Genomic DNA, 25526 nt, shown 5'->3' with positions numbered 1-25526 from the left:
CCTTCAGGGTCCTACTACGGTCGTACTGCGTCGTTGCTGGTCACTTCTTCACACGAACGGTCTTTGTGGATCGGGTTTCGAGAGTCATCTCGTCGGCGTCCTCGACCTTCGTCTTCAGTCGCACAGTACCGGTCGCGGCGTCGACCACGTCCACCACCTTCGCAAGCAGTTTCGCAGTATCCGCGTTTCCGGAGGCGCTGGCGAGCTGGACGGCGCGGCCCAGCTTGGCTGTCGCTCCGTCGAAATCACCCGCTTTGCGGAGGTCCAGTCCCTGCTGGATGGCCTGGGCCAGTTCCGCCTGCCCGGTGTAGTGGGCGACCTGCGGGTTGATCGAGGTGGAGGCGGCCATGTCGTCGGTCCACACGGCCCGTACCAGGCCCTGGGCGCCCAGGTTCCGCACGCCGCCCCCCTCTCCCTCGCCCTGCGGGATCACCAGCGAGACGCGGGCGGCCAGCATCTCCTGGCCGATGTGGGCGGCCGGGACCTCGACGCAGACGTGGTAGTCGCGGGACTCGTCGCCCCAGGAACCGGTGGGGTAGTCCCCGGCGCGCGGCCCCGCTTCGGTCCGGCGGTCGGTCAACTCCTCGACCGTGGGCGCGACTTGCTTGACGAACTTGATGGTGGTGCCCACCGGCGTCCACAGCCTGAGGGCGACGTCCGCGACCTCCTTGCCCATGGCCTCCTCCATCATCCGCGTGAAGTCGGCGGCCAGGGCGGCCGGGTCGGCGACGATGTCGGCGGTACCGAGCAGGGCGGAGGCGATCCCTGTGACTTCTTTCACTTCCCAGTCGGTGCCCACCCCGCGGGCGTCGCAGGTGAAGCGGCCGGCGCAGGCGTCCAGGGAGGCCTTGAGATCCTCGGCCGACTCGTGCTCGTTGCGGCCGTCGGTGAGCAGGATGCCGTGCCGGATGGCGACGTCCGCGGAGGACAGCAGCCGGTCGGCCAGGCGCAGCCAGGTGCCGATGGCGGTGCCGCCGCCCGCGCTCAGCTTGCGCAGGGCCTGCTTGGCCTGGCCCCGGGTGGTGGCGTCGGCCACCGCGAGGCGGCCGCCGCCCGGGTAGACCTCCTTGGCGACGTGCGTGCCGCCGATCACCGCGAAGTGCACGCCGTCGCGCAGGGTGTCGACCGCGGCGGCCGTCGCGTCCCGCGCGTTGCGCATCTTGGTCGACGGGTAGTCCATCGACCCCGAACAGTCGACCATGATCGCGACCGCCGCGGAGGGGCCCTGCCCCGGCGCGTAGAGGTGGGGCGCCGCGACCGCGCTGCCGATCGTGCCGCCGCCGGCGGCGGTCACCGTGACGATCGCGTTGACCTCGCGACCGCCCTCCGGGAGGTACTCGTTCTGGTACACGTCCACCGAGAACTGCGGCACGTTCGCCTTCGAAATGTTGGCCATACCTGATCAAATCCCCCTTGAGCGGCCCACGTCGGCGCGGGCCCACGACGATGTGCGGACCGGTCCCCTCCGGTCCGCCGAGGCCTCCCCGTCATCGGCCTCAGGCCGATCCTGCCCCCTGGCCCATGGCGGGGAACGGTACGACGGCCACTGTTACGTTGTCGTGGCCCCCGCCGTCCAGGGCGTGTCCGACCAGTACCTGGGCGCAGTGCAGCGGGCGCACGGCGGCGTCCGGCGGGACGATCCGGGCCATCTCCTCGGCCGACTCCGCGTAGTTCCACAGCCCGTCGGTGCACACCACCACCACTCCCGGCCGGTCCGGCTTGAAGGAAGCGGTGTGCGGCTCCAGTTCGTAGGCGTCCGCGCCGAGCCAGCCGGTGATCGCGTGGGCGCGCTCGTCGGCGTACGCCTCCGCCTCGCTCATCAGGCCCGCGGCGACCATCTGCGCCGCCCACGAGTCGTCCTCGGTGAGCCGGGCCGGCGGCGAACTGCGGTCCACCGGAACCCAGTAGGCGCGGCTGTCGCCGACCCAGCCGACGACCAGCAGACCGGACGTGACGACCGCGCCGACCAGCGTGCAGGCGGGCGCGTTCTGGTGCGGGGAGTGCTCACGGGCGGTGGCGGGCTCGGCGGCCAGCGAGTTGACGGCACGTGAGGCGGCGACGATCGCGTCGTGCATGGCCTGCTGCGGGTGCGTGCCGCACGGCAGGGCGCCCAGCAGCGCCTCGCTGCCCGCCCGGGAGGCGGCGAGGGAGGCGTCGTCGGGGCGGGTCGCCGAGGACACGCCGTCGCACACGACCGCCAGGGACACCGGGGTGCCGTCGGGCAGCGCGGTGTGGCCGACGGCGAACGCGTCCTCGTTGCGGTGGTGGCGCAGGCCGCGGTCGCTGACCGCGGCGACCGGGCCGCACTCCTGCTCCATGTGATCGCGCTCGCGCGGCTGCGCGTGCCCGCAGTTCTCGCAGTAGCCGTCGCTGTCGACGCGGCCCGCGCGGCAGGCCACGCACACCTTGGCCTCCTCGGCGGGCGCGGCGAGGTCGGCCAGCCGCGGGTCCGGCGCCTGCAGCGGGTACTCGTCGGGCTCCGGCGGCCGGTCGAAGCGCACACCGCCGGCCGGTGAGGCGGGCGCTCCGGCCGGCGGCGACGCCGGGGCTCCGGCGGGCGGAGGCACCGGCGCCCCGGAGGGCGGCGTCTGCGGCGCCTGCGGCGTCTGCGGGGCGCCGGAGCCGTCCGGTGCGGACGCGACCGGCGACGCGGGCGCCGCGGGCGCCGCGGGCGCCGCGGGCGCCGCGGGCGTGCCGGGCGTGCCGGGCGACGCCGGTGCGCCCGGCGACGCCGACGGGGCGGGGCGGGCCGGGCCGCCGGCGCGGTCGGCCGGTGGCGGTACCAGCCCGCTCAGCGTGATCGTCGGGTGGTCGTCCGGCCGCGGATCCACCGCGGACAGGTCCAATCCGCACGCACCGCAGAAGCGATCACCCGACTCGAGCGGCTCCTCACAGCTCGGGCACTTCGACAGAGCGGCCTGCTGGGGCATCTGCGACATCAACTACACCCATGTCCGGGGGCGGTAACGGTTGGCACGTTCCACCAGGTCGATCCTCTCCTCGCCGCCCCGCGCCAGCCGGGCCAGCGTGCGGTACGAACGCTCCAGGCCGAACCGCAGTCCCCGCTCGTCCAGCTCGCTGCCGAGCAGGACGCGGCGGCCGGCCGGCGCGGAACCCTGGCCACCGGAGAGTACCCAGTCCAGCGCGCAACCGAGGACCTCCGCCGACAACTGCTCCCGGCGCGCCGGATCCAGACCGTACGCGTCCAGCGCCTCGACCTGGTCCGCGGCGGCCAACAGGTCGTCCAGGAACGGGGCGTCCAGGGCCGTCGCCGTACGCCCGCGCAGCCGCGCCCGTACGGCGGCCACCCGCGCGGCCGTGTAGTGGATGGAGCTCTCCGGGACCGACTCCAGCGTCCGCACGGCACCGCGCCGGTCGCCGCTCGCGAGCTGGACGCGGGCCAGGCCGAAGGCGGCGCTCACATAGCTGGGGTCCGCCGACCACACCAGGCGGTAGTACTCGGCGGCGTTGTCCAGCTGCCCGAGCACCTCCGCGCACAGCCCGAGGGCCAGCTTGGGGGCGATCTCGCCGGGGAAGGCGTCGTAGACCGCGTCGAAGGCGAGCGCGGCGCCCTCCTGGTCGCCGGTGACCAGCGAGGCCACGCCCCGGTACCAGACCACCCGCCAGTCGTCGGGCCGCTCCTCCTCCAGCGTCCCCAGGGACACCAGGGCCGCGTCGAAGTCGCCGTTCTCCAGCCACGCCCGGATCCGCCGCAGCCGCGTCTCGACCGACGGCGCCGGAGCCGCCGCGAGCGCCCCGAGCAGCTCGGCCGGCGCGGTGGCCACCAGGCCCGCCAGGAAACCCGCGTTGGGGTCGGTGGGGTCGACGCGGGGCACCGGGAGCGCCAGCCCCGCGGCGGGGGTGTCGACCGGCTTGACGAGACCGAGACCGGCGCCGCCCGCCGGGACGGGCAACGGGGACGGCCGCTGCCCGTCCGGCTGCTTCGCCGTCCGTGCCGCCTGTGCCGCCCGCGCCCCCAGCCGGGACACCTCGCCGTCCAGCTTCGGGAACAACTCCGTGTCCGTCACTCTGACTTCGGGCCCGAACAGGGTCGACAAGGCGGGGCGGGCCCGGCCCGTCTGCAGGGACACCACCTCGCGCAGCACGCCCGTCAGCTGCTCGGCCATCTCCTGCGCGGAGGCGAACCGGCGCGCCGGGTCCGGATCGGTGGCGCGCACCAGGAGCCGGTAGAACGACTCGTACCGGCGGAACACCTCGATGTTGTCCGGGTCGGGCAGGGAGTCCACGAAGACGTTCGTGTAGCCCTGGAAGTCGAAGGTCATCACGGCCAGCGTGCGCGCGACCGTGTACAGGTCGCTGGCCACCGACGGGCCGACCTCCGCGACCTCCGGCGCCTGGTAGCCCACCGTCCCGTAGATGGCCGACTCCTCGTCGTCCATGCGGCGCACCGCGCCCATGTCGATGAGCTTGAGCTGGTCCTCGGTCTGGATGGCGTTGTCGACCTTGAAGTCGCAGTACAGCAGGTTGCGGCTGTGCAGGTGGCCGAGCGCCTCCAGGGCCTCGATGCCGTACGCGCACGCCTGCTCCACCGGCAGCGGATCCCGTCTGCCGTCCGGGGTACGGCGCTCGTTGGCGATCTCCTTCAGCGACTTGCCGCCGACGTACTCCATGACGATGTAGCCGTCGAGCGAGCCGGTGCGCTGGTCGAGGTGCTCCACGAAGTTGTAGATCCGCACGATGTTGGCGTGCTCGATCTCGGCGAGGAAGCGCCGTTCGGAGATCGCCGCCGCCATCGCGTCCTGGTCGCCGGTGTCCAGCAGGCCCTTCAGCACCACCCACCGGTCGGACACCGCGCGGTCCACGGCGAGGTAGATCCAGCCGAGGCCGCCGTGCGCGAGGCAGCCCACCACCTCGTACTGGCCGCGCACGACGTCGCCGCCCCGCAGCTTCGGCACGAACGAGTACGGCTGCCCGCACTTGGTGCAGAACCCCTCCGTACGGCCCGGCCGGTCACCGCGCGCCCGGCCCACCGGGGCCCCGCAGTCCGAGCGCGAGCAGAACCGCTTGCGCTCGGGCACCTCCGGGTTCTCCAGCACCATCACCCGCGGGTCGGGCCGCGGCACGTCCGGCACCCGCACCAGTCCGGCGCCGAGCCGGTTGCGCCCGCTGCCGCCGGTGGAGGAGCCGGAGCTGCGCACCGACACCGAACGGCTCGTGGAGCGGCCCGACAGCGAGCGCGACAGCCGCCCCGACACCGAGCGGCGGGACTTCGACGACTGCGACGACGTACGGGAGCTGCCGGGGCCGCCGGAGCGCGTGCTGCCGCTGCCCGAGGAGCCCTTGCCGCCGCCGGCGACCCCGGTCGCCGGCGAGCCCACCGAGCCTCTCCCGGAGCGGGAACCCGCGGCGGAGACGACCGGCGCCAGGCCGCAGGTGTCGCAGTACAGTTCGCCGCCGCCCACGTCCTCGTACGTGCCGCCGCAGCCGGGTCGCTGGCAGGTCCGCTGTGCCTGACTCATGACGCCGTACCCCCCTCGTCGCTCATGCTCCGGGCCCCCCGCGGTCCTCGGGGGCGGTCTGCCCCGGCACGCGCGGGCCGCTGCCCAGCGCCTCCGCGACCGCCTGCTGGTAGCGCAGCACGGCCTGTCCGGCCACGCGCAGGTCGCAGGGCGCGCTCCACAGCATGCGCCGTGCCGCGTCGTACCGCTCGACGAGCAGCGGATCCTCCGCCAGGCCGTGCCGGGCCGCCTTCGCCTTGTACGCGTCCAGGCGGCCGCGCAGCTCCGCGCGGACCGCGAGCGGCGCGGTGACCGCGGTGAGCGACTCGCGGGCGCGCAGCAGTTCGTCCTCGGCCTTCCGCTCCAGCGACTCCAGCAGCGGCGAGAGCCGGTGCCACTGGGCGTGCCTGCGGTACTCGGCGGCCGTCGCCAGCTGCTCCTGCAGCACGGTCGGCGGGCCGCTGACCACCGGCACCTCCGTCGCGGCGATCTTGGCGAGGACCTCGCCGCGCGCGGTGCGCGCCTCGGCGAGCGTGCGGTCCGCGCGGCTGAGCAGGTCCCGCAGCTTCACCAGCCGCGCCTCCGCGTCCTGCCGGACGGTGAGCACGGCGTCGATCTCGCGGCGCACGTCCTCCAGGGCGCGCGCCTCGCGGTCGTACACCGTGGTGTCCGGCCGGCCGCCGCCCGGCGCCGAACTGCCCTGCGCCGGGACCCAGTAGGCGAGCGGGTCGGACACCACCTGCTCGCGCAGGGAGGTCAGGGTGCGCGTGATGTGCTCCAGGTCGTCGCCCGCCGGATGCTCGCCGGGGCGCACGCCGACGGAGTGCGCGAGCTGCCGGGTGCGCTGGAGCTCCGCGGCCAGTAAATCTATGCGGGCGGGCAGCGCCGACCACACCGCGTCGGCGGCCACGACCATGTCCAGGCTCGTCGCGTACAGCTCGTTCATCCGGTCCACCAGCGCGCTCAGCGAGAACCGCTCGCTGAGCCTGCTCGCGCCGCCGGTCAGCGTCGGCGCGTTCGCGGTGGCCAGGACGGACCCGGCGACCGTGACGGACTCGCCGCGCAGCAGCTCGGTCAGCTCCACCAGGTCCTCGCGGCTGGACCAGCGGCGGCGGGCGCGGATCTCACGGGCGGTGCGCAGCGCGCCGGTGTAGGCGTCGAAGCAGGCCCACAGCAGCGTGATCGACGCCTCCGTGGCCTGCCAGCGCTCCTTGGTGACACCGGTGAGCTCGGCGCCCTCGAGGAGTCTGCGGCCCGCGTGGTCCTGCAGGGCGAGCAGCGAGGTCTCGATCGCCTCGTGCTCCGCGCCGAGCCGCGCCAGCGCACGGTCCACCTCGTCCCGGTCCATCACCGGCCCGGCGGGGTCCGTGACGCCCATCGATCACCTCTCGCTGCTGTCGTGTCCGGTCGGTCGGTCGGTCGTTCGTTCGTTCCGTGTCTGCCTGTGTGCGTCTGTCCGTCCGTGGGCTGTCCGTCCGCGGGCTGTCGGCCGGCCGGTGGCCGGTCACTTGTAGTGGGCGGCGGGCGGGGTCGCGGACATCGACTCCTTGTCCCCCTGGTCCATCGTGGGGTGCAGCCACTTGTCGTACGACGCCCGCCAGCCCGCGGGGTCCTTGATGTAGTTCTGCAGTGTCCGGTTGACCTGACGTACCAGATCGTCCGAACCCCGCCGTATCGCCACGCCGTAGTACTCGTTCGTGAACAGGCCGCCCTTGAGCTCGACCGTCGGGTCCTGCGCGGCCTGGCTGGCGGCGAGGGCGCCGTCCGTCACCACCGCGTCGACCTCGCCGAGTTGGAGTTTCACCAGGCAGTCGAGCTGGTTGGGGACGACGGTCCTGATGTCGGTGGAGGCGGGGAGGGCGCTGCCGTGGTCCGCCCGCAGCCGGTCGAGCGCCGTGGAGGTCTCCGCCGAGCAGACCTTCTTGCCGGCCAGGCTCTTGTCGTAGCCGGTGACGGTCGAGGCCTTGGGCGCGAGTACCTGCTGGCCGGTCCTGAAGTAGGGCGCGGAGAAGGTGACTTCCTTCAGGCGTTCGCAGGTGATCGTCATGGTGCGCACCACCATGTCGACCTCGCCGTTCTGCACGGCCTCGATACGGCGGCTGGTGGGGATGGCCTTGAACGTGACCGCGTCCTCGTCGCCGATGATGTCCTTGGCGATCCGGTGGACGAGGTCGATGTCGAAGCCCTCCAGCTCGCCCTTCTCGTTGTTGGGGTCGAGGTAGCCCCAGCGGTAGCTGTTCTGGTCGACGCCGACGACGAGGCGCCCCCGCGTCCTGATGGCGTCGACGTGGATCGTGGAGCCGCCGCCGGACGGGGACAGGCTCTGGTCCTGCGGGTCCTCGCAGTCCTCGGCCCTGGCCTGGCGGCCCCGGGCGAGGCCCTGGCTCGCGCCCTCGGCGTCGCCGTCCGCTCCCTCCGACTGGGTCAGGGGCAGCAGCAGCGCGAAGAGCACGGCGAGGGCGCACACGGCCGCCATCGCACCCACTCCGCCCCAGCCCCGCAGACCGGACCGCAGACGCCGCGCCACACGTGCCGCGCTCATTCTCACGCCCCCTTCCCTCCGCATGCTGCCCGTCACCGGTACTCCGAAAGCCGGCGGCCGATGCCGGCCACCGCGCCGGCCGCGCCGAGGACGGCCAGGACCGCGGCCCCGACCGGAAGCCCGGTCAGCGCGTCCCGGCCGTCGCCCGCGGCCTGCTGGAACTCGGCCTGCTCGTGGTCGAGCGCCTTCTTCAGGGCGCCGTCGACGCTGTCGAAGCACACGCTCGTGGGGTCCTTGCCGACGCCGATGACCTTGTCGCGGGCCTGCTGGTACTCGCCCTTGTCGCTCAGCCCCTGGGCGACGCCGTGCCGGTCCTTCCACGCCTTCATGTAGCTGCCCGCGTCGGCCACCGGCTTCCGGCCCGCCGAGTCGTCGGCGAAGCCGGCGGCCGCGGCGAGCGCCGTGCCGAGCTTGCCGATCTGTTCGTCGTAGCCCCAGGCGTAGACGTCCGTGGTCTTGCCGCCGCGCTTCTCGGTGTCCGCGCCGCGGCGGATCAGGGCGAGGTTCTCGTCGCTGCGGGCGGTCAGCGAGGCGATGCGGGCGTCGTGCAGGACGTCCAGGGAGCGCACGCCGTGGTCGTAGGAGTCGTTCAGGCCGGAGCGGGCGACGACGTGGCCGACGACCAGCCAGAGCAGGACGATCACGGAGGCGGCCGAGGCGGTGACCAGGCCGTGGTTCAGTACCCGGTTGGTGCGCCGGTAGTTGCGGTGCTGGGCCCAGGCCAGCGCGCCCAGGGCGACGACGCCGAGGCCGATCGCGGCCCACGGGAACTCCTTGGCGTCCGCGTAGTCGGAACGCAGCCGCTGGTTCTCGCGCTGGTACAGGCGCTCGGCCTTCGGCAGCATCTCGTGCTGCATCTGCTCGTTCGCCGCGCGCAGGTAGGCACCGCCCACCGGGTAGCCCTGCCGGTTGTTGGCGCGGGCCGTCTCGACCAGGCCCTTGTACTCCGGCAGCAGTTCGCTGAGCTGCTCGATGGTCCTCGCCGACTCGGAACCGGGGTCGGAGCTGGCCGCGGCGGTGACCAGCTTCGCCGCGGCGGTGCGGATGTCGTCCTCGTAGCGCTTCCGCGTCTCGGGCTTCTCCTGACGGCCCGCCAGGTAGCCGCTGGCCGCCGCCGTGTTGGCGTCGGCGAGGGAGCGGTAGATGTCGGCCGCGTCGGCGCTGAGGGGCTGGCTGCTGGTGAGCACGTCGTCGGCGGCCGCCGCGCGCTCGGTCATCTGCCAGGCGGTGACCGATCCGAACGCGACGACCAGCAGGGCGAGGACGGCGCCGATGATGCGCAGCCGGCCCGGTTCCGTCATCGCGGCGGCGCGCAGCCGGTCGGCGCCCTCGGCGAACGCGGTACGGCGCGGCTGCGGGGACGCCCCCGCGGGCGTGGGGGCCGCAGGCCGCGGCGCAGCCGGGGGCGACGGGGGCGCGGGAACGGTGGGAACCGCAGGCGCGCCGGGCGCCGGCCCGGGTGGCGCCGTGCTGCTCTCCGGCGGTTGTGTCACGTTGACCTCCCCCATGGTCATCCTTCGCCGCCAGTATCGCCGCCGTGACCGGCATCCGCACCGGCCTGTGCTGGATCTTGATCGGATCGCAGCGCGGACGGATCGCGGCGCGGTCGAATCAACGGCGCGGTCGGCGGACCACCGGCGCACGGCGCGGTGCTCCGCACCACCCCTGCCCATGAACACGCCGCCGGAATCTGATCGGTTCCCGCACCTGTCCCCGTATGTCCGCCCGCGCGCACGAGGGAGGCGGAGGCGCGCGAAGGAGGCGGAGCGTGACCGCCGTGTCGCCCGGGCGCACACCGCCCCCGGGCGGCGCGGTGGTCGGCCGGGGGCGGTCGGTCGGACGCCGGGTCGTCAGGTCCCGGGTCCCCGTACGCGGCCGGTGGCCGGCAGGCGGCCCCACAGGCCGGGCCGGTCCAGTCCGAGCACCCGTAACCGGAAGCGGTCGAGCAGGGGACCGGGCAGCGTGCGGGCGAGCAGGGTGAGCAGCGCGGCGTGCGCGCCCACGGAGCGGCGGGCGGCGGGGCGGGGCGCGGTCAGCGCGCGGTGCACGGCCGCTGCGACCACCTCCGGCGGCGACCCGGCGCGTTCGTGGGCGACGGCCTTCGCGGCCATGGCGCGGAAGGCGTCCGCGTACAGCCGGCGGCCGTCGGGGCCCATCCGGTCGACGACGGCGTCGGTCTCGGCCTCGAACTTGTCCACCGACGGCGTGCTGATGGATCCCGGGTCGATGAGCACGACGGGGATGCCGGAGGCGCGCAGTTCCAGGCGGAGGGCGTCGTTGAGCGACCGTACGGCGTGCTTGGAGGCGCACAGCGGACCGCCGAACGGCATGGTGATCCAGCCGCCCGCCGACCCGATGGTGACGATGCGGCCGCGGCCGGCGCGGATCAGCGGCAGGAGGGCCTGGGTGACGGCGACCAGGCCGAAGACGTTGACCTCGAACTGCCGCCGCAGTTCGCTCAACGGAAGGGACTCGACGGGGCCGGCGACGCCGATCCCGGCGTTGTTGACCAGTCCCGCCAGGCCCTCCGGTCCCAGGGCGGCGGCGAGTTCGGTCGCGGCCGACCGGATCTGGTCCTGGTCGCACACGTCCAGCCGCAGCGGGGTGATACGGCCGCCCGGCCCGGCGGCGGCCAGGTCCTTGCCGTCGGACTCGCGTCGCACGCCCGCGAAGACGCGGAACCCCGCGTCCGCGAGGCGCAGCACGCTCGCGCGGCCGATCCCGGTCGACGCCCCGGTCACCACGACCGCGCCGGGCGGCGCGGTCCCGCGGGACGAGTTCGCACCTGATCGCTGCATGACGTTCCTCCCAGGACGGCGCAGCCCGAATTCATCGGGACGTGAAAATGCTGGGCCCGGGCCGGGAGGAAGTCAACAGCGGGACGTGCGTGGTGGCCTGTTCCGGCACCGCCCGCACGCCCCGCCCATGGAGCGCGCCCGCCTTGTCGCAGAGGCGGGGCATGGTGGGGGAGAGGCGAGTCGGACGGGCGGAGGGGCGCGCCGCGAAGGCACGACGGTTCACTCGAACGGGTGCACCGCCAAGCTGCGAAAGTCCACTCGGACGAGTGCACCGCGAAACCGGGGTGAAGGTTCACTCGGACGAGTGGGCCGCGAGGTCGTGACGGTTCACTCGAACCGGTGCACCGCGAGGTCGCGAGTGTTCACCCGAACGGCTCGAACGGGTGTGTCGACCCGTTCCCCTGCTTCTGCTTCTACTTCCCGGGCGGCGTCGACCGCTGCTGCGCGATCGGCGTGGCCGCCGCGACCTGCGGGGAGTCCGGGTTGGCGAACACCGACGGGGCCGCGACCGCCGCCGTCGGGTCCGGGACCTCCTCCTCCGCCGGGGCCGTCGCACCGCCCACGATGCGGATGTCGGCGGCGTCGAAGGCACGCTTGACGCGCCAGCGCAGCTCGCGCTCGACGGTGAGGGCCTTGCCGGGCATGGTCTTCGCGGTCAGACGGATCACCATGGAGTCCAGCAGCACGCTGTCCAGGCCGAGCACCTCCACCGGGCCCCACAGCAGCTCGTTCCAGGGCTCCTCGGCGCTCATCTTCTGGGCGACCTCGTCCAGGGTGGCCTTCAGCCGGTCCAGGTCCTCGTCCGACTTGACGGTCACGTCGACGCCGGCCGTCGCCCAGCCCTGGGAGAGGTTGCCGATGCGCTTGACCTCGCCGTTGCGGACGTACCAGATCTCGCCGCCCGCGCCGCGCAGCTTGGTCACGCGCAGGCCGACCTCGATCACCTCGCCGACGGCCACGCCCGCGTCGATCGAGTCGCCGACGCCGTACTGGTCCTCGAGGATCATGAAGACGCCGGAGAGGAAGTCCGTCACCAGGTTGCGGGCGCCGAAACCGATGGCCACACCGGCGACACCGGCCGAGGCCAGCAGCGGCGCCAGGTTGATCTGGAACGTGGCCAGGATCATCAGCGCCGCGGTGCCCAGGATCAGGAAGCTCGCCACCGAGCGCAGCACCGAACCGATGGCCTGGGAGCGCTGGCGGCGCCGCTCGGCGTTGACCAGCAGCCCGCCGAGCGCGGTGCCGTCCACCGACTCCACGGTCCGGGTCATGCGGTCGATCAGCTTGGTGATCGCCCGCCGCACCACGATTCTCAGCACCGTGGCGATGATCAGGATCAGCAGTACCCGGAGGCCGATGGCCAGCCATGTCGACCAGTTCTGCTCGACCCAGCTGGCGGCGTTCGTCGCGCTTTCCTGGGCGTCCTGGAGCGAGGGGACCGTCACCGTCGGCGACTCCGAGGGAGTCGGGGACGGCGAGGAGCCGGCGGCCAGTAGGACGGCGGGCAGGGACACGGCAGGTACCTCCAGGTGCAGCGGCCTGCCCCCCGGTACGGCGGTCAAGGTCACGGGAAGGTCACCGGACGGGCAGGTTCACCACACTATCGGGGCATCGTGTGTGGATCGTGTCTGTCTCCCGGGGAGAGACGGTTCTCACCGGGGATGAACAGGAGGGATGAACCGCCCCCGGTCCTGGGGAGGATCACGATGTGGTCGAAAACACTCCCAGCCCGTTACCGGGAGATGGTGGCGCGTCCACCAGGCAAGAGGGGACACTGAAGCAGATCGTCCCGGCGCGAGCCACGCGCCGCCGACGCCCAAGGAGGCATCCGTGCCGCATGTCCTGGTCCTCAACGCGTCGTACGAGCCGCTCGGCGTCGTACCGCTCCGCCGCGCGCTCGTCCTCGTCCTCGAGAACAAGGCCGTCTGCCTCGAGGAGTCCGGCGCCTTCATGCACAGCGCGACCGTCACGATCCCCGCACCGAGCGTGGTCCGGCTCAAGCGATTCGTCCGGATTCCCTACCGGGGGCCCGTGCCTCTGACCCGCAGGGCGCTGTTCGCGCGCGACGGGGGCCGGTGCATGTACTGCGGTGGCGTCGCAACCAGCGTCGACCACGTCATCCCGCGCAGCCGCGGAGGCAAGCACGTCTGGGACAACGTGGTGGCCTCCTGCCGCCGCTGCAACCACGTGAAGGCCGACCGGCACCTGTTCGAGATCGGCTGGCGGCTGCGCCACAAACCCGCTCCTCCCACCGGTCTGGCCTGGCGCATCATCGGCACCGGCCATAGGGACCCGCGCTGGTTGCCCTACTTGCAGCCGTACGGCGCGGACGACGCCCTGGCCCGGATCGACGGCATATCCGCCTGACGGTCCGGGCCTTCGCGTACACCCGCACGGACGGGCGTACGGCCCCGGGAGCCCCCTCGTGCTCCCGGGGCCGGCTCTCATGCGTAGCGCAGTTCGGCGGGCCGGACGGCGCGGCGCAGCAGGGGGAGCGAGGTGGCCGCGGCGAACAGGCACGCGGCGTACACCGCGAGCGGGACGAGCAGCGCGGCGTACGGCACCTCCGGCGTGCCGTGCTCCGTGGTGATCGCGGCGTACCAGACACCGATCGCCATGCCGCCCGCGCCCGCCACCGCCACCGCGGGCGCCAGCGGCAGCGCGGTCTCCAGGAGCATCGCCCTGGCCAGCACCGGGAGCGGCACCCCGGCGGCGCTCTGGGCGGCCAGGCCCCTGCGCCGGGTGGCGAGGGACTCGGCGGTCCCCACGGCGAGACCGGACAGCACGAGCGTGAGGGCGACGAGGACCGCGGCGGCCGTCAGACCGATCCCGTCGGTGTAGTAGGACATGCTCATGCCCAGCTCACCCCTGCGGGCCGAGGCGCGCAGGTCCGTGAGCAGCACCTGCCGTACCCCGGCGAAGCCCGTGCCCACCACCGTCACCAGCAGCACCGCCGCGTGGGTACGCGCCGCCGACCACGGATCGTCGCGCAGCCGCTCCGCCGCGATCAGCAGGGCGGGGCGCCGCGCGCGGGCGGCGAGCAGTCCGCCCAGCAGGCGGGAGGACCAGCCCGCCAGCCACACCGCCGAGGCGCCGACCAGCAGGCACAGGGAGAAGACCGTGAGCGGGGCGACGGCGAACCCGAAGACGGCCGACCGGAACGGAAGCCCGGCGAACGAGGCCGCCGCGAGGAACACCGTCGGCAGCACCAGCAGCACGGTCGCCACCCGGAACGCCGGCCCCGGAGCCCCGGCCGGACGCGCCCGCCGCAGCTTGCCCAGCGGCGAGGCCACCACCCGGCGCAGCGCCAGCGCGCTCACCGCCGCGCCCAGCACCGGCACCAGTACGGCCACCAGCGCCACGCCGGCCCAGGCCGACCCGTCGGGCCGGCTCCACAGACGCAGCAGGAACAGCACGGAGAACACCGTGGCCACCGCCGAACCGGCCAGGCAGGCCAGCCCGGACTCCAGCGCCGCGATCCGCCTGGTCCGGGCGGGTGCGGCCCCGGCCAGCCGCAGCGCGGCCAGCCGGCGGTCGCGGTGCACCGCGCCGATCCGCGCGCACTGGCCGAGGAACCCGAACACGGGGATGAGCAGCAGCGACAGTGCGGTGACCACGCCGTCGCGGGTCCCCGGCTGATCGAGCAGTCCTGAGCCGACCCGCACGTGATACTGCCCGTCCAGCGAGAGCAGGACCGTGATCACCAGCGCGATGCCCGTCGCGGGTACCGCTCCGACGGCCGTCAGCGTGAAGCGCCACCACTCCCGCCGGTCCGAGCCGCGCGTCAGCAGCCAGGCGAGCCGCAGGTCGGTCCTCATGCGGGCACCCCCGCCGCCACGACGCCGTCCTCGAGCCGTACCTCGCGGTCGGCGTAGGCCGCCACCTGCGCGTCGTGGGTGACCAGCAGCACCGCCGTGCCCGCCTCGCGGGCCGTGTGTGTCAGGGCCGTCATCACCTGCTCGGTCGCCAGCGAGTCCAGCGCCCCCGTCGGCTCGTCCGCGAAGACCACCTTCGGGCCGGTGACCAGGGCGCGCGCCAGCGCGGTCCGCTGGGCCTGGCCGCCGCTCATCTCGCCCGGCCGCAGTGCCTGCCGCCCCGCTGTGCCGAACCGCTCCAGCCACTCAGCGGCCCGCTCCTGCGCCCGTGCCCGCGGCGCCCCGCCCAGCATCAGCGGCAGCGCCACGTTGTCCAGCGCCGTCAGCTCCGGGATGAGCTGCCCGAACTGGAAGACCACGCCGAAGTCGCCGCGGCGCAGCTCGCTCAGCCGCTTCTCGGGCAGCTCCTCCAGCCGCTGCCCGGCGTACGTCACCGAGCCGGCGTCCGGGCGGACGATCCCGGCCAGGCAGTGCAGCAGCGTGGACTTCCCGCTGCCGCTGGGGCCGGTGACGGCGAGGATCTCCCCGGCGCGCAGGTCGAGGCCGGCACCGCGCAGTGCCTGGGTCGCGCCGTGCGCCTTGACGAGGCCGCGGGCCGCCAGGAGCGGCGCCTCGGCATTTCCGGCGCCTCCGGCGTTTCCGCCGTCGCCGTCGTGGACGTCGTGGTTCATGCTGCGTCGACCTCCGCGGTCAGAACGGTGAGCCGGGCCGCCGTGGTGGTCATCCAGCGGAGGTCGGCATCGAGGTGGTTGAGGGCGTAGTCCGCCGAGAGCACGGTCGCCAGGTCGGCGCCCCGGGCGGTCTTGACCGCCGTCAGCTCCCGCATCCGCTCCATGTGGGCGGCCCGCTGGGCGCGCAGATAGGCGTCCGGGTCGCCGCCCGACAGGATCGACACGACGACCTTGGCGAAGATCTCGTTCGTCACGAAGGGCGCGGGCGGCGCGATCTCGCCGGCCCACCGGGTCAGTTCGCGCGCCCCCTCAGGGGTCGTGCGGTACCGGGTGCGCTCCGGACCGCCGTCGGAGTCGGTGCCCTCGACCTCCGCGAGGCCGTCCCGGACCAGGCGCTGCAAGGTCGTGTAGACCTGCCCGTAGGCCAGCGGACGGGCCTGCGGGAAACGTTCGTCGTGCCGTCGCTTCAGGTCGTAGCCATGGCTCGGACCGGAGGCGAGCAGCCCCAGCAGGATGTGACGGGTGCTCATGGCGATCATTATGCACTCGATACATGTACTGAGTGAATAGTGCGGCGGATCTCGCTCGGCACGGTTGGGACAAACCGGGTGAGAATGTGAGAACAGGCACGTTGTTGCGTCGCGCACGTCTGCCGCCGCGCCCACGGGGTAGGGCTGCGATGACCCGCGCCGTACTCGACAAGGAGGCCCCCGTGGCCGCTTCTTCGGCACATCTCCTGCTCTCGGCCCTGTCCAAACCCGAGGATCCCTCGGGCCTGCCCTCCCAGGCCGGGGAGCCCTCGGCCCGGTCGGGGCCCGGGGAGCCGTCGGCCCGGTCCGGGCCCGAGCCCCTCGGCTCCGGGGCGGGCCCGGGCGACTCCGGCACCGAGGACGCCCGCGCCGGGATCCCGCTGACCAGCGAACCGCCCCTGCCCGACGCCGAGCCCTTGACCAGCGAACCACCGCTCGCCGACGCCGCCCCTCTGACCAGCGAGTCCGCGGTCGTCGAACCGCTGGTCACGAGGCCGTAGATGACCGCGCAGCAGCCGGCCGAGGCCCCCTCCGAGGAACTGTCCCGACTCGCCGAACTGCACGGCGTCGCCCCCTCCTACAGCCCCTCCCCGGACCGTACGGTCACGGCCTCCGCCACCGCCCTGACGCTGACCCTGGCCGCCCTCGGCGTAGACGCGAGCACCCCCGACGCCGCCCGCACCGCGCTCGCCGACCGCGAGCGGGAGCTGGCCGAGCGACTGCTGCCGCCGACCGTGGTGCGGTGGAGCGGCGACACCTGCGCCGCGCTCGACGCCCTCCCGGACGGCACCCGACTGCGCGTCGTCACCGAGGACGGCGAGACCCGCGCCGCCGCCGACGGACTCCCGCCCGGCCTGCACCGGCTGACCGCCACCGCGCCCGACGGCCGCACCGCCGACGCCCACCTGGTCGTCGCCCCGGACCGGCTGCCCACGCCCGGCGGACGGTCGTACGGCCTGCTCGTCCAGCTCTACTCCCTGCTGTCCCGGCGCTCCTGGGGCATGGGCGACCTCGGCGACCTCGCCGAACTGACCGCCTGGGCCGGCCGCACGCTCGGCGCCGGATTCGTGCAGGTCAACCCGCTGCACGCGGCCGTGCCCGGCGCCCCCACCGACCCCTCCCCCTACCGGCCGTCCTCCCGCCGCTTCCCCGACCCCGTGCACCTGCGCGTCGAGGACGTGCCCGAGTACCCCTACGTCACCGACCGCGCACGGGCGCAGACGCTGCTCGACCGCGCCGCCCGGCTGCGCGGGTCCGTGCTGCACAAGGACGCCCTGATCGACCGGGACGCCGTGTGGGAGCTGAAGCGGGAGGCGCTGGAGCTGGTCTGCGAGGTGCCCCTGGGGCCCGGGCGGCGTGCCGCCTACGCCGACTTCCTCGCCCGGGAGGGCGAGGCCCTGGAGGACCACGCCACCTGGTACGCCCTCGCCGAGGTGCACGGCCCGGACTGGCGCCGCTGGCCCGTCGGCCTGCGCGACCCCCGCTCCGCCGAGACGGCCCGCGCCCGCGCCGAGCTGATGGACCGCGTCGACTTCCACTGCCGGCTCGCCTGGCTCACCGACGCCCAGCTCGCCGCCGCGCAGCGCACCGCCCGCGACGCCGGGATGCGGGTGGGGATCGTGCACGACCTGGCCGTCGGAGTGCACCCGCAGGGCGCCGACGCCTGGGCGCAGCAGGAGTACTTCGCGGCCGGGATGTCGGTGGGCGCCCCGCCGGACGCCTTCAACGCGCGCGGCCAGGACTGGGGCCTGCCGCCCTGGCGGCCGGACCGGCTCGCCGAATCCGGCTACGCCCCCTTCCGGCGCCTGCTGCGGGCCCTGTTCCGCTACACCGGCGCCCTGCGCATCGACCACGTCATGGGCCTGTTCCGCCTGTGGTGGGTCCCCGATGGCCACCCGCCGACGGAGGGCGCCTACGTCCGCTACGACGCCGAGGCCATGCTCGCCGTCCTGGTGCTGGAGGCGGCGCGCGCCGGAACGGTCGTCATCGGCGAGGACCTGGGCACCGTGGAGCCCGGCGTCCGGGAGGCGCTGCGCGAGCGCGGGGTGCTCGGCACGTCGGTGCTGTGGTTCGAACGGGACTGGGAGGGCGACGGCCGCCCGCTGCCGCTCGACCGGTGGCGCGCCGACTGCCTGGCCACCGCCACCACGCACGACCTGCCGTCCACCGCCGCCCGCCTGACCGGTGAGCACGTCGAACTCCGCCACCGCCTCGGCCTGCTCACCCGCCCCCTGGAGGAGGAACGGGCGGAGGCGGCGGCCGACGCCCGCGAGTGGCGGGAACTGCTCACCGGCCTCGGCCTGCTGCACGGGCTGAGCGGTCACGCCGTCTCGGAGGAGGAGGCCGAGATCCAGGCCGTCCACCGCTTCCTGCGGCGCACCCCGTCCCGGCTGGTCGGCATCTGGCTGCCGGACACCGTCGGCGACCGCCGCCCGCAGAACCTGCCGGGCACCTGGGACCAGTACCCGAACTGGCGCCTGCCCATCGCCGACGCCGAGGGTCGGCCGGTGACGCTGGAGGAACTGGCGGCCTCCCCGCGGCTGCACGCGCTCATCGACGTGGTGCGGGAGGGGTGACGCGAGGGAGGTGCCGCGCGGGAGATGGCGGGAGGGCGGTGACGCGAGGGAGGCGGCGCGAGGACGGACACGGCCCGTGCGGCCCGTGCGGCCCGTGCGGCCAGTGGTACGGCTCGTGCGGCCCGTACGGCACCCCGGCGGAGCCGCCCCCGACCGGGTTCGGTACTTTGGGCCACGTGGACAAGAAGAACGCCCTGCGCGCCGGCGCCCTGGCCGCCGGTACGACGCTGATGATGCTGCTCATGTCGTCCCCTGCGCTCGCGCTCACCCGCGACGACGGCGACGATCCCGGCCAGGGCCTGAGCGTCGTCGAGACGCTGGGTCTCTACGTCCTGATCCCGGTCGCACTGTTCCTGGTCATCGCCGGCCTGGTGATGGGCCTGGAAAAGTCCCACAAGAAGTCGGACACCACCAGCTCCGACATCAAGGCCAAGGCCGGCTCCGAGACGGCCTGACGCGGGAGTCCTCCCGCTCCCACAGCGCGCCGCCGAGGGCGCCGAGTCCGCCGTACCCGACAACACGGGTACGGCGGGGTCGGCGCCCTCGGCGCATTCCAGGGAGGTCCGGTCACGGATGCGGCGCGGTCAGGTAGCGCTGGACCGTGGGGGCCAGCCACGCCACGATTTCCTCGCGCGTCAGTTCCACGGCCGGCGGCAGCCGCAGCACGTAACGGGTCAGCGCCAGCCCGAGCAGCTGCGTCGCACCGAGCGCCGCCCGCGCCGGGACCTGCTCGGGGTCCGGGCACACCTGACGGGCCACCGGCAGCAGCTGCTCCCGGAAGATGCCGTGCATCCGCTCTGCCCCCGCCTGCCCGGCCGCGCCCACCCGGAGCAGGGCGGTGAGCTCCTCGTTCGCCTCCCACAGCTCGAGGAAGTGGGTCACCAGCGCCCGGCCGACCTCCTCGCGGGGCAGGAAGCCGAGGTCGGGCAGTTTCAGGTCGATGGAGACGGCCGCCGCGAACAGCCCCTCTTTGGTGCCGTAGTAGCGCATCACCATCGACGGGTCGATGCGCGCGTCCCTGGCGATGGCGCGGATGGTGGCCCGCTCGTAGCCGTCGGCCGCGAAGCGCTCGCGGGCCGCGGCGAGGATCGCCTCGCGGGTGGCGTCCGAGCGGCGGCGGGTGCGGGGGACCTGCGGGGCCGGTGAGGCGGGGTCGGTGGCGCCGCTCTCGTCGCCTGGACCGTTGCCGTCCGGACCGTTGTCGCCCCGACCGTGCTCGCCGGTGTTCGGGGTGTTCCTGGCGTTGCTGCCGGTGCTCCTGGTGCTCTTGGTGCTCCTGGTGTTCGCGGTGTTTCTGCTCCCGTTCATGCCTACGAGCGTATGCCAACACCCGTTTGCCAACAACTGTTGACCAGGATTCGCGGGTACCCGTATCGTCGTCAACGAGCGTTGGCCAACAAGCGTTGGGCAACAGATGTTGGTCAACAGGCGTTGGCCCATGGCTGTTGGCCCATAGGCGTAGGCATCAGGAGGTCACCAATGAACGGCACCGCCACCCCCCGGCACGGCGCGGCCACCCCCGGGACGGGCACCGCCGCCCCCGTGATCGTCGTCGGCTCCGGCCCCACCGGCCTGCTGCTGGCCGGCGACCTCGCCACCGCCGGTGTCCCGGTCACCGTCCTCGAGAAGCGGCCCCACCACATCAGCAACCTCTCCCGCGCCTTCGTCCTGCACGCCCGCACCCTCGAGCAGTTCGACGCCCGCGCCCTCGCCGACGAGCTGGAGGCGACCGGCCGCCCGCTGGACCACCTCCGCCTCTTCACCCACCTCGCCGTCGACCTCGCCGCCCTCCCCAGCCGTTTCAACCACCTCCTCGTCATCCCGCAGTACGAGGTGGAGAAGGTCCTGGAGCGGCGCGCGGTCGAGGCGGGGGTGGAGTTCCGCCACGAGACCGAGGTCACCGGGATCGCGCAGGACGCGGACGGCGTGAGCGTCGAGGTCCGCGGCCCCGGAGGTGCGGCGGAGACGCTGCGGGCCGCGTACGTCGTCGGTGCCGACGGTATGCGCAGCACCGTGCGGCAGGCGATCGGGCTGCCCTTCCCCGGCCGCTCCGTGATCCGTTCCGTCGTCCTCGCCGACGTGCGGCTGGCGGAGCAGCCCGAGACGCTGCTCACCGTCAACGCCGTCGGCGACGCCTTCGCCTTCCTCGCGCCGTTCGGCGACGGCTACCACCGCGTCATCGGCTGGCACCGCGGCCACGACATCCCCGAGGACGCGCCCCTCGGTCTCGACGAGATCAAGGAGATCACCCGTCTCGCCCTGGGCACCGACTACGGCATGCACGACGCCCGCTGGATGTCCCGCTTCCACAGCGACGAACGCCAGGCGCCCGCCTACCGGGTGGGCCGCGTCTTCCTCGCCGGAGACGCCGCCCACGTCCACACCCCGGCCGGCGGCCAGGGCATGAACACCGGGCTGCAGGACGCGGCCAACCTGAGCTGGAAGCTGGCCGCCGTGGTGCAGGGCCACGCGGACCCGGCCCTGCTCGACACCTACCAGGCGGAACGTCACCCCGTCGGCAAGTCGGTCCTGCGCAGCAGCGGCGGCCTGATCCGCCTCGCCATGGCGAACCGGCCCTGGACGCGGGCGGCGCGGGCGGCGCTGACCACCTGCCTCAACACCGTCGCCCCGGCCGGCCAGGCGCTCGCCGCCCAGGTCGCCGGCATCGGCTACCGGTACCCCGCCCCGCGCGGCGCCCACCGGCTGACCGGCACCCGCGTCCCGGACGTCGCCCTGCGGGGCGGCCGCCTCTACGAGGCCCTGCGCGGCGGCCGGTTCGTCCTCATCACCCCGGAGATCTACGAGGGCGACGGCGCCCGCAAGGACCGGCTCGCGGTCGAACACTGGGCGAGCGACCGCCGTACGACGGTACTGGTGCGCCCCGACGGATACGTGGCCTGGGCGGCGGACGCGGCGGACGCCAGGACGATCGAGGACGCGCTCGCGGCGCACGTGGGGTCGGCCGGAGTCGCGGCGCACGTGGGCTGACCTGGCTCACGGCCCGCCTGGGCCGACCGGGCTCCCCGCGCCCCGGGCGCTTACTCCGGGCCGGGTGTCCCGGCGAGCAACTCCCTCAGCAGGCCGGCCAGTTGGCCGGCCTGTTCGGCGTCCAGGATGGACAGGGCCTCCGTCTGGGCGGCGAGGCCCGCCCCGACGGCCTCGTCGATGAGCCGCAGCCCCTTGTCGGTCAGGGTCACGTGCAGACCCCGGCGGTCGTGCGGGTCGGGGGAGCGGCGCAGCAGGCCGGCGCGTTCCAGTTTGTCGAGCCGGCCCGTCATGCCGCCCGTGGTGAGCATCAGCGTCGCCGAGAGGCGGCGGGGCGAGAGGGTGTAGGGCTCGCCGGACCGGCGCAGGGTGGCGAGGACGTCGAACTCGCCGCGGGAGATGCCGTAGGGGGCGTAGGCCTTCGCCACGCGGTCGCCCATGGCGCGGGAGATCCGGTAGATCCGCCCGAAGACCTCCATCGCGGTGGTGTCGAGGTCGGGGCGGACCAGCGCCCACTGTTCGATGATCGCGTCCACGGCGTCCCTGGGCTCTGCGTTCATGCGGTGAGTATCCGCCCCGCTCCCGGTCGGTCGCAAGAAACTGGCTTGACGAAAAGTAGCTTAGAGCTAAGCTACTTACGACCAAGCTAATCGAGAGGGGTCCTGCCATGGGACGCTCCCTGCCGTCGGCGACATCCGCCACGTCCACGACCGCACTGCTCACCGCCCTGGCCCCCGTCTCCTGGGGCACCACCTACGCCGTCACCACCGAACTGCTGCCGCCGGACCGCCCCCTGTTCGTCGCGCTGGTCCGGGCTCTGCCCGCCGGTCTGCTGCTGCTCGCCCTCGCCCGGGTGCTGCCGCGCGGCGCCTGGTGGTGGCGGTCGGCCGTGCTCGGCGCGCTGAACATCGGGGCGTTCTTCCCGCTGCTGTTCCTGTCGGCGTACCGGCTGCCGGGCGGGCTGGCGGCGGTCGTCGGCTCGGTCGGGCCGCTGTTCGTGGTCGGGCTGTCGGCGCCGCTGCTGGGGCAGCGGCCGTCGGCGCGGTCGGTGCTGACCGGGGTCGTCGCCGCCTTCGGGGTCAGCCTGGTCGTGCTCAAGGCGGCCGGGGCGCTCGACCCCGTCGGCGTGCTGGCCGCGCTCGCCTCCACGGCGTCGATGTCCACCGGCACGGTGCTGACCAAGAAGTGGGGCCGCCCGGCAGGCGTGGGCCCGCTGGCGCTCACCGGCTGGCAGTTGACCGCCGGCGGCCTGCTCATCGCCCCGCTCGCCCTGCTGGTCGAGGGGCCGCCGCCGGCCCTGGACGCCCGTGCGGTGGGCGGCTGCCTCTACCTCGCGCTCGCCAACACGGCCGTCGCCTACTGGCTGTGGTTCCGCGGCATCGGCCGGCTCACCGCCACCCAGGTCACCTTCCTCGGCCCGCTGTCACCGCTGACCGCCGCGCTGGTCGGCTGGGCCGCCCTCGACCAGACGCTGACCCCTCTCCAGCTGACGGGCATGGCGCTGGCGCTCGGGGCGACGGTGGCGGGACAACTCCGCCCGCGCGCGGCCCGAACCGGACGACGCGACCGCCGCCCGGACTCCGCCGCACCGGGCCGCCGCGAGGACACGCCCGAAACGACCGGCGTGGAGCCGACCGGCAGGGAGACGACCGGCCCCGACCGCGACCGGCTGGAGACGACCGGCGCGAGGTGACCGGCGCCGGGGTGACCGCAATGAAGGTGACCGGCGCCGGGGTGACCGCAATGAAGGTGACCGGCGCCGGGGCGACCGCGACGAAGGTGACCGGTGCCGGGGCGACCGCGAGAAGGCGACCAGCCCCGGCGCACCGGTGGACGCGACCTGCCCCGGCGCGCCGCCGGCCGCGACCCGCGTGCCGGGCCTGAGCCCCGCCGCCGGCCCGCGGCCGGCTCCTCGGAATTGGCCTACTCCTTGAAGTAGTGCCCCTCCTCCAGGTCCGCCAGCAGGCCCGGCTCCACCGGCTCCCAGCCCGTCCACGCGCGGGTCAGCGTGCTCGTCGCCGGGACGTCGAGGGAGGCGATGGCGCCGACCCAGCCGAAGTGGGCCCCCGCCTCCTCGGGGGAGAGGGCGGTGACCGGCAGACCCAGGTGGCGGCCGATCGCGCCGGCGATGTCGCGGAAGGGCACGCCCTCGTCGGCGACCGCGTGCAGCCGCCTGCCCGTCGGCGCCTGCTCCAGCGCCAGCTTGACCAGTCGTGCCGCGTCCAGGCGGTGCACGGCCGCCCAGCGGTTCGAGCCGTCGCCGACGTACGCCGACACGCCTTTGGCGCGGGCGACGGCGACCAGCTGCGCGACGAAGCCACCGTCGCCGGGGCCGTGCACGGTCGGCGGGAACCGGACGGCCGACGACCGGACGCCGCGTTCGGCCAGCGCCACGGCCGTGTTCTCGGACCGCCCCCGGACCTCCCCGAACGACCCCGGATCCGCCGTCTGCTCCTCCGTCCCCGCGCGCCCGGGCCGGAGCAGCGCCGTTCCGGAGGCCACGACGAAGGGCTTGCCGGACCCCTCCAGCGCCGCCCCGATCGTCTCGACGGCCCGCAGATCCGTCGCACAGGCGGCGGCGAAGTCGGCGAAGTCGTGGACGAACGCCAGCTGGGCCACGGCGTCGGCGTCCGCCGCGCCCGCGCGCAGCGCTTCGAGGTCGCCGAGGTCCCCGCGGTGCGCCTCGGCCCCGGCGGCGGTCAGCGCCGCGGCGGACGCGTCCGAGCGGGCCAGCCCCACCACCCGGTGGCCCGCGCCGAGCAGCTCACGGACGACGGCGGAGCCGATGAAACCGGTGGCGCCGGTGACGAAAACACGCATGGTGCAGCCCTTCGAGGAATGCGGAGTGGATGTGCTCCCATCGTTCGCGGACCGCGCCGCCCCCGTCCAAAGCCTCTTTCGCATACCGCGATACGTTCCGGGCATCACCGCAGATGGAGAGGGGCGCGGGCTAGGCTGAGGTATGGCCGCCCCCGCTTCGGACCTCGATCTGCGACTGGTGCGGTACTTCACCGCCGTCGCCGAGCACCGTCACTTCGGCCGCGCCGCCGAGGCCCTGCACATCACCCAGCCGTCCCTGAGCCGGCAGATCCGCCGCCTGGAACAGCAGGTGGGCGCCCGCCTGCTGGACCGCACCCCGCGCGGTACCCGGCTCACCGCGGCCGGCGAGGCGTTCCTGCCGGGGGCGAGGGCGCTGCTGAGCTCCGCCGTCCAGGCCGCCGCGCAGGCCCGGGCCGCGGCTCTGCCCGCCCGGATCACCGTGGGATACACCAGCGGCCTGATCGTCACGCCGGCCGTGCGGGAACTGCGGCGCCGGCATCCGGACGCCGACGTGCGCAGCAGGCACGTGGACCGGGAGCAGGCGCGCGCCGCGCTGCTCGAGCACCGGATCGACGCCCTGATCACCCGGCTGCCCCTGCGCGGCGACGGGCTGGAGGTGACGGTCCTCTACGACGAGCCCCGGTCCGTGGTGGTCTCCGTCGACCACCGGCTGGCCGGCAAGGAGTCCGTCACGATCGACGACATCGCCGACGAGCCCCTGCCCCGGGCGCCCGGCGCGGATCCGGAGTGGCAGGCCTTCTGGCGCATCGACCCCCGCCCGGACGGCAGCCCGGCCCCCGACGGCCCCGTCATCGGCGCCCTGGAGGACAAGTTCGAGTTCGTCGCCACCGGGGAGGCCGTGGCCATCACCGCCCACCCGCCCGGCGCGGCCCTGCGCCGCGACCTCACCGCCGTACCGCTGCACGGCGTCGAGCCCAGCCACGTCGCCCTGGCCACCCGCGCCGGCGACCGCGGCCGGCTGGTGACGGAGTTCCGCGCCTGCGCCCGTACCCACCTCACGGGCCCCGGAACGCCGTAGAACCACCGCGACCCGCGAAAGGCTCCGCCGGCACTTCCCGGCACCACCGTCGTGGCGTACCCGCGCCGCTCCCACCGTCGTGGCGTACCCGCGCCGCGCCCACCGTCGTGGCGTACCCGCGCCGCACACGCCGCCGGGGGGGGGGGGGGGGGGGGGGGGGGGGGCGGGGGGGGGGGGGGGGGGGGGGGGGGGGGGGGGGGGGGGGGGGGGGGGTGTTGTCGTGTGTGCCCA

General features: G+C 74.3%; 21 protein-coding genes. 7 read left to right on the top strand and 14 right to left on the bottom strand.

What is annotated here, in order from left to right; genetic code table 11:
* Positions 1–40: 40 nt before the first annotated feature.
* From ACZ5GT_RS09590 to ACZ5GT_RS09555, 8 genes are all read right to left on the bottom strand, one after another.
* Entirely contained in the window at positions 41–1396 is a 1356-nt protein-coding gene (locus ACZ5GT_RS09590) for a vWA domain-containing protein (RefSeq protein ID WP_469017884.1), read from the bottom strand.
* Between the two features lie 100 nt (positions 1397–1496).
* Positions 1497–2939, bottom strand: a complete 1443-nt coding sequence (locus ACZ5GT_RS09585) for a PP2C family serine/threonine-protein phosphatase (protein WP_469017881.1) — start codon at positions 2937–2939, stop codon at positions 1497–1499.
* A 3-nt stretch (positions 2940–2942) separates the two neighbouring features.
* The gene (locus ACZ5GT_RS09580; protein ID WP_469017877.1) at positions 2943–5480 is read right to left on the bottom strand and encodes a serine/threonine-protein kinase; all 2538 of its coding nucleotides are present in this window, start codon (positions 5478–5480) and stop codon (positions 2943–2945) included.
* Between the two features lie 22 nt (positions 5481–5502).
* Positions 5503–6837: a hypothetical protein gene (locus tag ACZ5GT_RS09575; RefSeq protein ID WP_469017874.1), complete on the bottom strand. Its 1335-nt coding sequence runs from the start codon at positions 6835–6837 to the stop codon at positions 5503–5505.
* A gap of 126 nt (positions 6838–6963) precedes the next feature.
* Entirely contained in the window at positions 6964–8001 is a 1038-nt protein-coding gene (locus ACZ5GT_RS09570) for a glutamate ABC transporter substrate-binding protein (RefSeq protein ID WP_469017871.1), read from the bottom strand.
* A 32-nt stretch (positions 8002–8033) separates the two neighbouring features.
* Complete coding sequence (locus tag ACZ5GT_RS09565) at positions 8034–9494, bottom strand: hypothetical protein (RefSeq protein WP_469018352.1); 1461 nt, start codon at positions 9492–9494, stop codon at positions 8034–8036.
* Between the two features lie 357 nt (positions 9495–9851).
* Complete coding sequence (locus ACZ5GT_RS09560) at positions 9852–10799, bottom strand: SDR family oxidoreductase (protein WP_469017868.1); 948 nt, start codon at positions 10797–10799, stop codon at positions 9852–9854.
* A 413-nt stretch (positions 10800–11212) separates the two neighbouring features.
* Entirely contained in the window at positions 11213–12313 is a 1101-nt protein-coding gene (locus ACZ5GT_RS09555) for a mechanosensitive ion channel family protein (RefSeq protein WP_469017865.1), read from the bottom strand.
* Positions 12314–12629: 316 nt separating this feature from the next.
* On the opposite strand from ACZ5GT_RS09555, the gene ACZ5GT_RS09550 reads away from it, so the two are divergent.
* Positions 12630–13166 carry an HNH endonuclease gene (locus ACZ5GT_RS09550; protein ID WP_351895811.1) on the top strand — a complete coding sequence of 179 codons (537 nt, stop codon included), beginning with the start codon at positions 12630–12632 and terminating at the stop codon, positions 13164–13166.
* Between the two features lie 77 nt (positions 13167–13243).
* Here the strand turns inward: ACZ5GT_RS09550 and ACZ5GT_RS09545 are convergent, their stop codons facing one another.
* The 3 genes from ACZ5GT_RS09545 to ACZ5GT_RS09535 are packed head-to-tail and all read right to left on the bottom strand — an operon-like array spanning position 13244 to position 15875.
* Complete coding sequence (locus tag ACZ5GT_RS09545; RefSeq protein ID WP_469017859.1) at positions 13244–14617, bottom strand: ABC transporter permease; 1374 nt, start codon at positions 14615–14617, stop codon at positions 13244–13246.
* Positions 14614–15345, bottom strand: a complete 732-nt coding sequence (locus ACZ5GT_RS09540; protein ID WP_469017855.1) for an ABC transporter ATP-binding protein — start codon at positions 15343–15345, stop codon at positions 14614–14616. Before ACZ5GT_RS09540 ends, ACZ5GT_RS09545 begins: the two co-directional genes overlap by 4 nt.
* Positions 15342–15875, bottom strand: coding sequence for a PadR family transcriptional regulator (locus tag ACZ5GT_RS09535; protein ID WP_469017851.1), 534 nt, complete (start codon positions 15873–15875; stop codon positions 15342–15344). The genes ACZ5GT_RS09540 and ACZ5GT_RS09535 overlap by 4 nt, the downstream gene beginning before the upstream one ends.
* 182 nt (positions 15876–16057) lie before the next feature.
* Here ACZ5GT_RS09535 and ACZ5GT_RS09530 point away from each other — a divergent pair, with 182 nt between their 5' ends.
* From ACZ5GT_RS09530 to ACZ5GT_RS09520, 3 genes are all read left to right on the top strand, one after another.
* Positions 16058–16375, top strand: a complete 318-nt coding sequence (locus ACZ5GT_RS09530; RefSeq protein ID WP_469017846.1) for a hypothetical protein — start codon at positions 16058–16060, stop codon at positions 16373–16375.
* Complete coding sequence (malQ, locus tag ACZ5GT_RS09525) at positions 16376–18451, top strand: 4-alpha-glucanotransferase (protein WP_469017839.1); 2076 nt, start codon at positions 16376–16378, stop codon at positions 18449–18451. It abuts the gene before it with no gap.
* Between the two features lie 176 nt (positions 18452–18627).
* Positions 18628–18906, top strand: coding sequence for a hypothetical protein (locus ACZ5GT_RS09520; RefSeq protein ID WP_469017834.1), 279 nt, complete (start codon positions 18628–18630; stop codon positions 18904–18906).
* A 112-nt stretch (positions 18907–19018) separates the two neighbouring features.
* Here the strand turns inward: ACZ5GT_RS09520 and ACZ5GT_RS09515 are convergent, their stop codons facing one another.
* The gene (locus tag ACZ5GT_RS09515; protein WP_469018347.1) at positions 19019–19540 is read right to left on the bottom strand and encodes a TetR/AcrR family transcriptional regulator; all 522 of its coding nucleotides are present in this window, start codon (positions 19538–19540) and stop codon (positions 19019–19021) included.
* A gap of 390 nt (positions 19541–19930) precedes the next feature.
* Here ACZ5GT_RS09515 and ACZ5GT_RS09510 point away from each other — a divergent pair, with 390 nt between their 5' ends.
* Positions 19931–21439, top strand: a complete 1509-nt coding sequence (locus ACZ5GT_RS09510; protein ID WP_469017829.1) for an FAD-dependent monooxygenase — start codon at positions 19931–19933, stop codon at positions 21437–21439.
* 50 nt (positions 21440–21489) lie between these two features.
* On the opposite strand, the gene ACZ5GT_RS09505 is transcribed toward ACZ5GT_RS09510, so the two are convergent.
* Complete coding sequence (locus ACZ5GT_RS09505; protein WP_469017826.1) at positions 21490–21996, bottom strand: MarR family winged helix-turn-helix transcriptional regulator; 507 nt, start codon at positions 21994–21996, stop codon at positions 21490–21492.
* A 107-nt stretch (positions 21997–22103) separates the two neighbouring features.
* Between ACZ5GT_RS09505 and ACZ5GT_RS09500 the strand changes: the two genes are divergently transcribed.
* Entirely contained in the window at positions 22104–23129 is a 1026-nt protein-coding gene (locus ACZ5GT_RS09500) for an EamA family transporter (protein WP_469017823.1), read from the top strand.
* Between the two features lie 230 nt (positions 23130–23359).
* On the opposite strand, the gene ACZ5GT_RS09495 is transcribed toward ACZ5GT_RS09500, so the two are convergent.
* Positions 23360–24256: an SDR family oxidoreductase gene (locus ACZ5GT_RS09495; RefSeq protein WP_469017821.1), complete on the bottom strand. Its 897-nt coding sequence runs from the start codon at positions 24254–24256 to the stop codon at positions 23360–23362.
* 142 nt (positions 24257–24398) lie between these two features.
* Here ACZ5GT_RS09495 and ACZ5GT_RS09490 point away from each other — a divergent pair, with 142 nt between their 5' ends.
* Positions 24399–25295 carry a LysR family transcriptional regulator gene (locus ACZ5GT_RS09490; protein ID WP_469017814.1) on the top strand — a complete coding sequence of 299 codons (897 nt, stop codon included), beginning with the start codon at positions 24399–24401 and terminating at the stop codon, positions 25293–25295.
* The last annotated feature ends 231 nt before the right edge of the window (positions 25296–25526 follow it).

The sequence above is a fragment of the Streptomyces sp. NPDC031340 genome (assembly GCF_055569945.1).
The sequence above is the reverse complement of the archived record's forward strand: the minus strand, read 5'-3'. Positions and strand labels throughout refer to the sequence as shown.